The organism is Bacteroidota bacterium (assembly GCA_016714535.1).
GTDB lineage: Bacteria > Bacteroidota > Bacteroidia > AKYH767-A > OLB10 > JADKFV01.
In genome coordinates, this window is record JADKDR010000001.1 from 341,882 (window position 1) to 355,676 (window position 13,795).

The 13,795-nt window shown below is 36.2% G+C and carries 8 protein-coding genes and 1 pseudogene; all 9 read left to right on the plus strand.

From position 1 onward, the window contains the following. The 9 genes and pseudogenes from IPO27_01440 (at position 1) to IPO27_01480 (ending at position 13,690) form a co-directional block, all read left to right on the plus strand. Positions 1-1,572 carry a T9SS type A sorting domain-containing protein gene (locus IPO27_01440; GenBank protein MBK8845270.1) on the plus strand — a complete coding sequence of 524 codons (1,572 nt, stop codon included), beginning with the start codon at positions 1-3 and terminating at the stop codon, positions 1,570-1,572. Between the two features lie 4 nt (positions 1,573-1,576). Next, entirely contained in the window at positions 1,577-3,679 is a 2,103-nt protein-coding gene (locus IPO27_01445; protein ID MBK8845271.1) for a T9SS type A sorting domain-containing protein, read from the plus strand. A 155-nt stretch (positions 3,680-3,834) separates the two neighbouring features. Further along, positions 3,835-5,328, plus strand: coding sequence for a T9SS type A sorting domain-containing protein (locus tag IPO27_01450; protein ID MBK8845272.1), 1,494 nt, complete (start codon positions 3,835-3,837; stop codon positions 5,326-5,328). Between the two features lies 1 nt (position 5,329). Then, the gene (locus IPO27_01455) at positions 5,330-6,670 is read left to right on the plus strand and encodes a hypothetical protein (protein MBK8845273.1); all 1,341 of its coding nucleotides are present in this window, start codon (positions 5,330-5,332) and stop codon (positions 6,668-6,670) included. Between the two features lie 50 nt (positions 6,671-6,720). Further along, positions 6,721-6,957, plus strand: a complete 237-nt coding sequence (locus IPO27_01460) for a hypothetical protein (protein MBK8845274.1) — start codon at positions 6,721-6,723, stop codon at positions 6,955-6,957. Between the two features lie 189 nt (positions 6,958-7,146). Then, complete coding sequence (locus IPO27_01465; protein MBK8845275.1) at positions 7,147-8,724, plus strand: T9SS type A sorting domain-containing protein; 1,578 nt, start codon at positions 7,147-7,149, stop codon at positions 8,722-8,724. Between the two features lie 14 nt (positions 8,725-8,738). Then, complete coding sequence (locus tag IPO27_01470; protein ID MBK8845276.1) at positions 8,739-10,652, plus strand: hypothetical protein; 1,914 nt, start codon at positions 8,739-8,741, stop codon at positions 10,650-10,652. Between the two features lie 17 nt (positions 10,653-10,669). Next, positions 10,670-10,849 (plus strand): T9SS type A sorting domain-containing protein, encoded by a 180-nt coding sequence (locus tag IPO27_01475; GenBank protein MBK8845277.1) that lies wholly within the window; start codon positions 10,670-10,672, stop codon positions 10,847-10,849. Positions 10,850-11,129: 280 nt separating this feature from the next. Continuing rightward, positions 11,130-13,690: pseudogene (locus tag IPO27_01480) on the plus strand (ATP-dependent Clp protease ATP-binding subunit). Positions 13,691-13,795: the final 105 nt, after the last annotated feature.

The following is a 13,795-nucleotide window of genomic DNA, read 5'->3' on the forward strand; positions in this document are numbered from 1 at the left end:
ATGAAAATTAAATTTGTTATATTTTTTATTCTATTTCAATTGGCAAATATTTTCGAAATGGGAGCACAAAGCTATTGGCAAAAAACATATGATATACCAGCAAGCAACAATGAGCCCAAGTTTACAGCTATGCAAATTTTGGATGACAACAGTGTTATTATTTTTGGCATTGATAATTATATAATGACTCAAAAATTTGATTTAATCATTACCCGGTTAGATTCTGCCGGCAACCAGATGTTTGCAAAAAAAATAATTATTCCCGGCTATAATATACCTTTGGTATTAAATGTATTGCGCGATGGTAACAATTTATATGTAAGCTTATATATCATTAGCACATCCATATCAGCAAAGAGTGAGCAGGGTGTGGCGAAATTTGATACGTGGGGTAATCTCATTTGGATTAGAAAAATCAAAGACCTCCAACAACATTTCCAGCCACAGGACATAGGTTTTGGGTTTAATACAAACCAAATAGTTGTTGTGGGCTCTACACATAATGATGGTATAGATAGCACCTATTACCCTGTACTGGTTGTGTTGGATACATCGGGTAACATAACACACTCATTTATATCGAACCAAAATGCCCTTGGCAACGGATTTGTAATAATAGACAATGCACATGCCGCCTTGGTTATTAATCACCTGTATAAGGATAGCTTAGGAAATGAACGCTATGCGGGCATTATCAAAATTGATTCGGGCTGGAATGTGGTTAGTCACCTGGTATTGAAGGACACATCGGGATTATTAATACATGGCAACGCAAGTAAATTTGCTAACAATAAATTTGCATTTACCGGCAGCATTCTGAAAAAATCAAACATGAAGAGCAAGCCCTTTCTGTTAGAGTTAGATGCAAATTTGAATGTAACACATTATGCAAACTATTCTACCCCCAATTATTACTCGGGCGAAAAAATTATAAACTTAGATACCGGAGGTTATGCATTTATGGCAGATTTAATTCTCTTTATGATAGATACAAATGGCACCTGTGTAAAAGCCGAGCGTTATATAAACCAAAGTGGTCAAACTGACTTGTACGACTTTCATTTTGACGCCCATAAACAGTTGCACTTAGTAGGGCAATCGGGGCAGTGGTTTTTTGATGCAGAAGCTTATTATGTTAAAACGGATACTATGCTGAACAGCGGGTGCTTTCAGCAGTCCCTTAATTTTGCAACCACCTATGAGTCGTTAATTACGGCATATATTCCGTCTGCATTATCACCATATAATATCAGTCTTGATAGCACCTATAGCACGGGGCAAATAACATTGGTTGATACCAATTGGTGTTATAACACTGTATCGATGGCGCAAGATTACTACCATGGTTCGCATTTTACAATTTCACCAAACCCCGCCACCAATGAGCTATTCATACTTAACAATAGCAGGTATACGCAATTTAAAATCTACGACCTTACAGGACGCATTTACCGCTACATTACTTGCACTCAAAATACAAATAATGCCATTGATATTAGCGACTTACCACCTGGCATCTATCTTATTACTACACATGATATAAAATTGAATTTTAAATTTATTAAAATATAATACCATGAAATTAAAATTACTCACGCTGTTTACGTGCCTAACCATAGGTATGCAAGCGCAAATACTGATTAATCAATACGATAATTTTGCTGGAAAACTATCCCCAAAATATAAAAATAATGCGCAAGTGGAATTATTCACCTCGTTGAATGCAGGCTCATCTTTTTCTTACACAGGTGAGTATGAAATTTTTATTGGTGACTTGTTTTGGCGAACGCAATATCCTAATAATGCCATTAGCTATAAACATGAGCTAGTAGGATTTCCCTTTACTATTGATTGTGCCAATTTTCCATTACAGTGTAAAAATTGTAATCTAAACCCTGCCATAAGAAATTTATATATGCCAAACGCATATAATTCTAATGACATTATGTGGGATAGTTATCTTACCAATGTATCAGGCCAAGGGCAATTTTTGATTGGCAATTTTAGCTATTACCCCACAAGTTTTTTATATAAAAAGTACACTTCGCTAATCTCTTCTTTTTTCACTGCAACTTACCAGCAGAATTGGGCACCACTGCACAGCACATTGCTGCCGCACAGTATAATTAAAACAACCATTTATCTACATTGTAATAACTCTGTAAGTAGTCCTGTTATTAATAAATTTTCATTCTATACGGACAACACCAGAGGGCGTATGCGCGACTATCCCTTTGTTACAAACAATTGTTCCTCGTCAGAAGCAGAGCATGATATAATATTTCGTCCCAAGGTAGTAGTACCTTTGGATATTAACGGTTCAGCATTTCTTAATTACGATGATTTTAGCAGTAATGCTTCTTGGACAGAACAATCAGGCACAATCAATTACTTTAAGTTTAGTGAAATCGCTCCAAACAGTTGCGTTGTTATGCCAACTTCTACAGACAAATTTTGGGAGGAGGCAGTACAATCATTTAATTATGCATATTTACCACCCACTATACTAATTGCTAGTCCTCCATATGAAGAAGAAGGGTCTACCCTTGCAGGCTACTTGCCGGTTTCAAGCAACACTTCACTCATCATAAGAAATGGAATAAGACATAATTATTTTATTGATAAAAATATTGATCTATCAGTTATTAACCCAAGTGAATTGATTGTTTACAATCCAACTGAAGTTAGCATTACAAGTGGAGCAAATGATTTGCATTTTCCATCCTACTATACATTTAAAACTATCAGTGGCAAATTACCATACAAAAGCAAGGTAATTGCTGACAACAACGACCCACAATGTGGAGGACCATACACAGACTTACGCGATGTGCCTGTACGCACTGACCTACGTAGCGAGAATGTTAATGACCCTAATGATCCTAACAATCCTGACCACAGTGTATTTGCATCGCGTTATTATTTGGAGGATGGTAGTAAACTTACTATAGATGCATGCTGCAATATATATGATGCCGCCTTTGATGTAAATGAGGGAGCCACATTAATATTTGAAAACCATCCTACTAATTTGGGCTACGAAGACAAAAGTAGCAATCTTGGCCGCTACAAGGTGCAGGGCCGCAAGGGGGCAATACTTCGCAACTATGATGATATCCAGTATATTCAAAATGGAGAAATAGATCAACCATACTTGTTGCATTATGTTGCCAAAAATGAGATATATGCAGGTAGCGCTGTAGATCCTGATGGAGACCAACAACAAGACTTTTACAACATTAAGCCTGGTGGCAATGTGCAGTTTACCGCGGAAGATGTAATTAGTTTACGCGATGGATTTGGAGCCAAGGCAGGTTGTACATTTAAAGCCAAATGCGAGCCGGCAATAAACCCACCAACTTGCCCGCCTTTGGTAAATGGTAATGGTGGCAGCAAAACTATACAGCCTCAACAAACACTGCAACAAACGCAAAGTAATTTATCTCCTTTTATGGCTTTGCCAAATCCAAGTGATGGTGTAGTTTCAGTTTATTATCCAGTGCATGATGGAAGTGAGTATGCTTTATCCGTTTATAATGCAATGGGCAATTTGATTGAATCGCGCATGGTTACTCAATCACCACATGCACTTGATTTAACAGGATATGGTAGCGGTTTTTATTTTATCAAAGCACACACAGGAAATAATGTGCAAATGAAAAAAATTGTGGTGAGGTAGAAATAATTTAAAAGAAATTGAAATATGAAAAATGACATGAGGCAAAACGATGTAGGCAAAATGCAACAACTACTAAGCACCGAGGAACTTTACCGCTATGTATTTGAACTGATGGAGCGGGTGGAGAGGTTGGAAGGTAAGCAAAATGAACAACGATGACGAAACAATTCATTGCTTTTATATTATTTCTATGCGGCTGTTTTGCTATGCAAGCACAACCTATTTATAAAAAAAGTTTCATACCCAATTATGTCTCTGATAGAATATTTCAGTTTAATAGTAGCCTCTATTTGGTTGGGTTTAATAACTATACCCAGAGAAAGGCAGTAATACTAAAAACAGATTTTGCTGGAAATGCGCAATGGGCTGCCGAAATATCATCACATTGTAATGATATTTTTATCGAAGACTTAATTGTTGCTTCGGATGGGTTTATTTATGCTGTTGGTAGAGCCAACGATTCAGTAACAAATTGTACGTTTACAGGTGGCAATCCGTTTATTACAAAAATAGATAATAATACGGGCGCAGTTATTCATGCAAAGATTGCAAATGATTATGGAGGAGGTAACTATTCATGTATTGTGGAAAGTAATAGTGGTGAGTTGTTCATATTAGGCAATGAATTTAATACCGGAAATCACTATGTACGAGGAACATTATTAAGACTAGATACAGCATTGAATAATATATGGCAAGCTAAGTTTGAAAATGGATACTCAAATATACAGTGGAATGGGTTCAAGAATGATACACTAGGTAATCTTTACGTTACCGGTACAAGATTAGATACCCTTTACTATAAAAATATAGTTTGTAAATTGGATAGCATGGGGAATATTATCTGGAGCAATGTGTATGATGATGGTAATGAAACTGCCGGCTTTCAAGTTATGATGGCTAATGATGGAGTATATATTTGCGGCAATCATAAAAATATTGTGTCAATACAAAGTGGCACTTTTATTTTAAAATTAGATACAACTGGAAACATCCAATGGTGGAGATTATTAATTGGTAATGGCTTTCATGCAGAAGGTAGGATGTATCCCTTCAAAGAAAACTTTTTTATCACACCGGGTACATTTTGTTTGTTAGATAGCAATGCCAATGTGATTAAAACAAAAGATGTATTAATGAGCGGACACTATTTTGGATTTGATGCAGATTGGAATTTGTATAGTGGAGCTAACGTGGGGTTTAGCTTGAATAAATGCGATTCAAATTTTAATTGCTGTGAAGGAACTCCGGTAAGTGTTTCATCTTTGCCGATTACTAATTTTAACAAAGACACTTTTGGCCTTTCGCATGTGATTTACAATCCATCCTATAAGCATATTTTTTATAGCAACAGCATTCAAATAACTGATAGTATGCACTGCACAACGAGCATAGGATTTGAATCAAATGAAGTGACAACCGAACTATTAACTTTATATCCAAATCCGACCACTAATTATTTTTACATTCGTGCTAGCCAAGCAATTTATTTTCAAGATTTAAGTTTGTTTAATAATCTTGGAATGAATGTACCATTCAATTACTCGCAAAACACTAAAGAAGAAATTGAGATACGAGTAGAACTATTGCCAAGTGGGCTGTATTGGCTAAAAATAAAAAATCAAGTAAAACCAGTAATTCTAAATTAATATGAAAACGTACTTAATCATTGGCTTATTATTTAGTTTGATATTGAGAGCAAGAACTCAGGATTTAATTAATCCTTATCAGGAATTCCAAAATACTTGGACTGAACAAAATCCTAACTTTCCATTAAATTGTATTTATCAATATCCACCTCAAGCAAATTATAATGCTCCAAATCTTGATGATTTTTTATATACACCAGCAGCTAGGTTTAAAATAGGTACGGGACAATATGATGGTGAATATCAGATAATTTTAGATCAATTACCTTGGAACTTTGAATATTATGGTCCATGTCCGCAAGGCCTTTGTTTAATAGAATCAAACTTTAAGGAGTTAGGGAAATCACTTAAATTAGAAGTTGTGTCTTTTCCATTTACTATGCCATGTTGGGATCAGCCCAGTTCTTGTACTTATCCCAATTATGGTACTAATACAACACGCGATTTATACATGCCAGATGATCCATTTGCTTCCGGAAAATGGAATAATCTAACTAATACCTTTGAGGGACCTTTTCCAGGACCACTCTACGACATTTCATCGCCAACCGCTTTAGTATCAAGACAATTTATGAATGACCCAGTTAGCAATCCAAGTGCCGACATTTGGCTTCCGCACACAATTATCAAACATACTGTTTTTTTGCATTGTGAAAACAACACATCTTCTCCAATAATAAATCAATTTTCTTGGTATTACGATAATACCAGAGGTAATATGAAAACATATCCATTTAGAGCAGAGAATACAGTTCCACCTACAAATAATGCCGATCACGATGTTTTTTTTCGACCAGAGATATTGACCAACATTGATGATGGTAGTGCTGTTTACCAATGTGATTTTAACAGAAATAGCAATGATGATTGGTTTGATGGTGGTTCATTAGACTATTTCCCTCTTGCAAATAGCAATACAAGTTGTCAAAGTACCAATCAATATGTTACTAACCCCACCCCATTTGATTTATATGTTGATCAATTTACGCCTAATTGGTTTGCAGCACCATTTAACCCTGAACTGAGGGCCCATCTGTATCAAAGTGTTTTCTTTCCACCTTATAGTCTTTTATCTGCTTCATTAAAAAATAAAAATGGGGATGGACCTGCTGGTTATGTAAATAATCTTAATAACACATTTACTTATTTAGCACTAAATAGTATCCCCAATAAATTTAATATCGACCAAAACATCAACCTCAACATTATCAATCCATCTGAAATGACAATTTATAACCCTAGCGAGGTTTATGTAAAAGCAACTGCAAGTGATTTACATTTTCCTTCTTATTATACATTCAAAACAATTAATGGTGTTTTACCCCACAAGTCAAGGTATTAGCAGATAGCCAAGACCCACAATGTGGTGGCCCCTACACAGACCTGCGCAATGTGCCTGTACGCACTGACCTACGCAGCGAAAATGTTAATGACCCCAATGATCCAAATAATCCTGAGCACAGTGTATTTGCTTCACGTTATTATTTGGAGGGTGGTAGTAAACTTACTATAGATGCATGCTGCAATATTTATGATGCAGCCTTTGATGTAATAAATGAAGGAGCCACATTAATATTTGAAAACCATCCTACTAATTTAGGCTATGAAGACAAAAGTAGCCACTTGTAAGAAAAAAATGTGGTGAGGTAGAAATAATTTAAAAGAAATTGAAATATGAAAAATGACATGAGGCAAAACGATGTAGGCAGAATGCAACAACTACAACTACTAACTACCGAAGAGCTTTATCGGTATGTACTTGAATTGATGGAGAGGGTGGAGATGTTGGAAGGAAAAACTTAAGTAATAATTTTCGTTATGAGACTAATAATAGTTGCTTATTTAATAATGCTAGCATTATGCAGTATGGCTAATACAGCATTAGCTCAGCACATTTTTCAATACAGTTATGGTCAAGAAAGTGTTGATGAAGTTGCCTTTCGAATAACCAATGAAAATGATTCGACCTTCGTAATTGCTGGAGAGATGACAAATTCTTATGGCCGTCAACATTTGCTAATGAAGGTAAATGATAAAGGTGAAAAATTATGGTCAAAGTATTATCATCGAAAAGGCGACAATTCAACGTCTACTTTACTTAAATTACAAAATGGAAACTTTCTTGTAAATTCTATTTCATGTCGCGATTCTAATTGCACATCATGGGTGAGTTATTTTTTAGAAATAAATACAAATGGTGACTTAGTAAAATCTTTTTTATTTGATGACTCTGTAAATTTTATTTTCCCAAAACTACAGATGAGCAATGGCGATTTAGTCTTTAGTGGAGGACAAATATCATCGTTTCCTAGTTATCAAAACCCAATTATTTTAAAAACAGACAGCCTTTACAATACGATTTGGTGTAAGGTTTATACCTTCCCTAATACAACATCTTTGTATAGTGCTGTTGAGTTAGATAACAAACAATTATTAATTGCTGGGTATGGTCATCAAAATACCCTAAATACTCAGCAAGGTACAGTGGTAAATATTGACAGCATAGGAAATATTTTGTTGGCAAAGCAGATTGATTCTATAAATTTTACTTCCATTTTTAAGACAAGTAGCAATGATTTTTATTTGGGAGCATGCAGCATACTCGGTGGTGCAAATAGTGGCGCTCAATTAGTAGTAAAATATGATAGTGGATTAAATATGCTATGGGCTAAACAAATAATTGGCGCAGGTTCTACTTGTTTAGGCGAGATGCATAGAGATCAATTAGGTGCCATTTGGGGAGTAAGAAATATTGGCATTACAAAAATAGATAGCAATGGGAATTTTGTTTCAGATTCAAAAATGTACCTTAATCCAGGCTTTTTCTCAATTTTTGGAGGATCCACTGATTTCACTTTTACAAGCGACAAGGGAATTCTTATGGTTTCTTCAATAATTAATAACACGAATTACCCCAAAGCAAATATTATATTGACTAAGGCGGATAGCACAATGAATAGATGTGAAACCCAAAATTATACGTTCCCTTCCTATCAGGTGTTTCCAACTATGCAAACTATTTTGCCTTTAACAAGTACAAAGCAGGCAAATTTAATACCTGTTACGGAGTTTATTCAAGACACAATTTATATGCCTAAGGTAATTGACTGTGATTTAAATACAGGTTTCCAGGATTTTTTGACTGATGATTATTCGGTATCATTATATCCCAATCCATTTATTGATTTAGTAAACTTAAAATTAGCTAGCATTAATGAAATTAATAAATATGAAATTTCGATAATTAACATTACAACAAATAAGATTGAATATAATAGTCAGTTAAATGTAAATGACGTTACTTTAAACTTGATACAACTTAATCCAGGTATATATATATTGCAAATAAACGGAATCAACAGGCTTAATAAACATTTAAAGATAATAAAGCAATAAAAAGGCTATTAATATTGGGTTTGATAATTTTAAATTTTCAAGTAGGAATTAGTCAAGAAATTTTAAACAATTATCAGAAAATTATTCCAACTTGGTATGGTGGAGGGTATCCTCAATTGTATAAAAATTCTGTACCATCTTTTCCATATACTTGGGTAAACCAAGATTTCGCACCAGGGTATTTTGGAGAATATGAAATATTTTTAGATAGGTTTTATTGGAATAAAGTTAATCCAAATTTAGCCACCAGTTTTACAATGGAAGTTGTTTCATTTCCTTTCACCATTGATTGTGCATGGCTTACAAATGGATGTGCATCACCTAGTTTATTTAGAGAATTGTTTTTGCCAACAAATCAATCTTATAACGGAATTGATAAATGGGACAACTTATCAAGAAAGCTACCAGGGATTTGCCATTTTGGTTTTAGTCTTAATGATAATCATCAGACTTTGGTAAGCTATGCTTTTACGCAGAATGCAGCATTAGACTTTTCAACAAGATCAATATTACCTCATTCAATTATTAAGCATACCATAAATCTTCATTGTGGGAATTCAACAACCAATGACATTATTAAGACATTTTCATGGTATTATGATAATACAAGGGGTAGGATGAGATTTTATCCATTTACAAATACTAATAATTTTGGTAGCAGCCAAGCTATGCATGATGTCATTTTTATGCCAACCTTATTTAGTAATCAGATTATTGTAGATCCGCATAAATACGATGAAGCTAATAATTTATTTCTTTTGCAAAACGGGACGATAAATTATTTTCCATATAATGAAATTCCGAACCCTACCAATTGTAACGAAATTGGTGCTAATTACCCACTTTCAAACGAAACTTTTAGTGACTGGGCTAATATTAATGGAGTTAACGTTCAGTCATTTTATAATGTATTTCCACCGCCTTATTCATTATTTAGTGCTCCCATTCTTAACAATAAGGGTAACTATATTGCAGGTTTGAAATGGTCAGGTTCAAGCACTAATTTGGGTCAAGCGGGAGGTATTGAATTTTCAGTCGATCAAGGGATCACTCACCAATACCACATCGACCAAAACATCAATCTCAACATTATCAATCCATCTGAAATGACAATTTACAATCCAAGTGAGGTTAACATTACAAGTGGTGCCAATGATTTACATTTTCCTTCTTATTATACATTTAAAACTATACGTGGAGTTTATCCCAAAGCAGCAGATGTAATTGCAGACAACCAAGACCCGCAATGTGGTGGCCCCTACACAGACCTGCGCAATGTGCCTGTACGCACTGACCTACGCAGCGAAAACCCTAATGACCCTAATGATCCTAACAATCCTGAGCACAGTGTATTTGCTTCACGTTATTATTTGGAGGGTGGTAGTAAACTTACTATAGATGCATGCTGCAATATTTATGATGCAGCCTTTGATGTAAATGAGGGAGCCACATTAATATTTGAAAACCATCCTACTAATTTAGGCTATGAAGACAAAAGTAGCAATCTTGGCCGCTACAAGGTGCAGGGTCGTAAGGGGGCTATACTTCGCAACTATGATGATATTCAGTATATTCAAAATGGAGAAATAGATCAACCATACTTATTGCATTATGTTGCCAAAAATGAGATATATGCAGGTAGCGCTGTAGATCCTGATGGAGACCAACAACAAGACTTTTACAACATTAAGCCTGGTGGCAATGTGCAGTTTACCGCGGAAGAAGTAATTAGTTTACGCGATGGATTTGGAGCCAAGGCAGGTTGTACATTTAAAGCCAAATGCGAACCGGCAATAAACCCACCAACTTGCCCGCCTTTGGTAAATGGTAATGGAGGCAGCAAAACTATACAGCCTCAACAAACACTGCAACAAACGCAAAGTAATTTATCTCCTTTTATGGCTTTGCCAAATCAAGTGATGGTGTAGTTTCAGTTTATTATCCAGTGCATGATGGAAGTGAGTATGCTTTATCCGTTTATAATGCAATGGGCAATTTGATTGAATCGCGCATGGTTACTCAATCACCACATGCACTTGATTTAACAGGATATGGTAGTGGTTTTTATTTTATCAAAGCACACACAGGAAATAATGTGCAAATGAAAAAGATTGTGGTGCGATAAAGTCTTGATAAAAATATTGAACAAATAATTTGCTTTGAATAATTCATCCCTATCCTCATCAACGCCTAAATCCCAAGCCAAGCGCGGTAGTCACGAGGATGCAAATGCGTTAAGTCACCTTTCCAAATTTCCAATCTCCACTCAATAACTTTTCAACCAAGTCATTTTTCAATTTCCTTATAAAATTTCTGTCAAAAAAGTCTGCCATATTGTTCTATCACTTATACTTGCATACTATTTGATTGTAAACTATCAAACAAGAGAGTAAAAAGGGAAAAATATGGAAGCAAAATTTTCACCACGGGTTAAGGATGTTATTACATACAGCCGCGAAGAAGCGTTAAGGTTAGGGCAGGATTATATTGGTACTGAACATTTGTTACTTGGCCTGATTAGAGAGGGCGAGGGCATGGCTATCAAGTTTTTAAAAACGCTTGGTCTCAATCTGGTTGACTTGCGCAGGTCGGTTGAGAATGCTGTAAAAGGCAGCACCGGCAATGTGAGCAACTTAAACAACATCCCCTTGACCAAACAAGCCGAAAAAGCTTTAAAAATAACCTATCTGGAAGCAAAAATTTTTAAAAGCGATATCATTGGTACAGAGCATTTATTGTTGAGTATACTAAAAGACGAAGACAATATAGCCACACAAATTTTAAATCAGTACGGAGTAAATTATGAGTTGGTGCGCGAAGAACTCGAAGTAATGCGCAATAATGGATTTAAAAGTGAAGCACCACAGCAGGGCGAAGATGAAGGATATCCGCAGGATGAGCCGGGAGGTGGCTATCAGGTACCTAAGAAGACCGGAGATAATAAATCCAAAACACCGGTACTTGATAACTTTGGTCGCGACCTTACCAAGAGTGCCGAAGATGGTAAACTTGATCCCATAGTTGGCCGCGAAAAGGAGATAGAGCGTGTGTCTCAAATTCTTGCAAGACGCAAAAAGAATAATCCAATCTTGATTGGAGAACCCGGAGTAGGTAAATCTGCCATTGCCGAAGGTTTGGCACTTCGCATTATACAGCGCAAAGTTTCACGTGTTTTATTTAACAAACGCATTGTTACGCTCGACCTTGCATCGTTGGTGGCTGGTACAAAATACCGTGGTCAGTTTGAAGAGCGTATGAAAGCGGTGATGAATGAGCTTGGAAAAAAGCCCTGATGTAATTTTATTTATTGATGAAATACATACCATCATTGGTGCCGGAGGTGCTTCGGGCTCGCTAGATGCGAGCAACATGTTTAAGCCTGCCCTGGCCCGTGGCGAAATACAATGCATAGGCGCCACTACCCTCGATGAATATCGCGAATACATTGAAAAAGACGGTGCTTTAGACAGACGTTTTCAAAAAGTATTAGTTGACCCAACTTCGGTTGATGAAACTATCGAAATACTGAATAACATTCGCGAACGCTATGAAGAGCATCATCATGTAAGCTATACTCCCGAGGCTATAAAAGCTTGTGTTACCCTAACAGCACGTTACATAACCGACCGCTACTTGCCTGACAAAGCCATTGATGCATTAGATGAGTCGGGCTCTCGTGTGCATCTTAGTAACATTGTTGTTCCTGACTATATTTCCGATTTGGAAAATAAAATCAATGATGTTAAAAACGAAAAAAAATCGTGTGGTACGCAGTCAACGTTACGAAGAGGCTGCCAAGCTCCGCGATACGGAGAAAAATCTATTAGACGAGTTAGAAAAAGCGAAAACTCGTTGGGATGAAGAAACCAAATTGCAACGTTTTGCTGTTACCGAAGATAATGTAGCCGAAGTAGTAGCCATGATGAGTGGAATACCGGTGCACCGTGTGGCACAAGCCGAAACCGCTCGTTTGGTAAAAATGCCGGAAGAGTTAAAAGGCAAAGTGGTTGGGCAGGATGAAGCGATTTCGAAAGTAGTGAAAGCCATACAACGCAACCGTGCAGGATTAAAAGATCCAAACCGCCCCATAGGTTCATTCGTATTCCTTGGCCCTACCGGTGTAGGAAAAACAGAATTGGCAAAAGTGCTTGCCCGATATTTATTTGATAATGACGACTCGCTCATACGTATTGACATGAGTGAGTATATGGAAAAATTTGCTGTAAGTCGCCTCATTGGTGCACCTCCGGGATATGTGGGCTATGAAGAAGGCGGACAGCTAACTGAAAAAGTAAGACGTAAACCTTATGCGGTAGTGTTGTTGGATGAAATAGAAAAAGCGCATCCGGATGTGTTTAACTTATTATTGCAAGTATTGGATGATGGCCAACTTACCGACAGCCTGGGGCGTAAAGTTGATTTTAAGAACTGCATCATCATCATGACTTCCAATATTGGTTCGCGTCAATTAAAAGACTTTGGACAAGGAGTAGGATTTCAAACTTCGGCAAAAATAAAAGGCGCTGACGATCATTCGAAAGGTGTAATTGAAAACGCTTTGAAGAAAGCTTTTGCACCTGAGTTTCTGAATCGTATTGATGACGTTGTCATCTTCAATCATCTTGAAAAAGCTGACATACATAAGATAATTGATATTGAATTATCACACTTATATAAGCGTGTAGAAGAACTCGGATACAAACTTTCGCTGACCGATGAAGCAAAAGACTTTATTAGCGAAAAAGGCTATGACAGCAGTTTTGGAGCCCGACCTTTGAAACGCGCCATTCAAAAATATGTGGAAGATCAACTTGCCGAAGAAATAATAAAATCAGAACTAACCGAAGGTGATAGTATAGAACTAAGTTTTGATAAAGACACAAATATGCTTAAGGCCACTATTACAAAGCCTAATAGTAGTAATGGTAATGGCAACGGAAAAAAATCGAAGAAGAATACCCTATAACTTGTAAATTGGTAAGAAGTATAAGCCCTGCAATGCAGGGCTTTTTTATTAAAATATATTTGAACATGGTAACAAAAAGTATGATCATTGCAGTAAAATCATATT

What these genes read in the sequence shown, in the direction of transcription:
- IPO27_01450 (MBK8845272.1), top strand. Translation starts at nt 3,835, where the DNA reads ATGACGAAACAATTCATTGCTTTTATATTATTTCTATGCGGCTGTTTT.
- IPO27_01455 (MBK8845273.1), top strand. Translation starts at nt 5,330, where the DNA reads ATGAAAACGTACTTAATCATTGGCTTATTATTTAGTTTGATATTGAGA.
- IPO27_01465 (MBK8845275.1), top strand. Translation starts at nt 7,147, where the DNA reads ATGAGACTAATAATAGTTGCTTATTTAATAATGCTAGCATTATGCAGT.
- IPO27_01440 (MBK8845270.1), top strand. Translation starts at nt 1, where the DNA reads ATGAAAATTAAATTTGTTATATTTTTTATTCTATTTCAATTGGCAAAT.
- IPO27_01445 (MBK8845271.1), top strand. Translation starts at nt 1,577, where the DNA reads ATGAAATTAAAATTACTCACGCTGTTTACGTGCCTAACCATAGGTATG.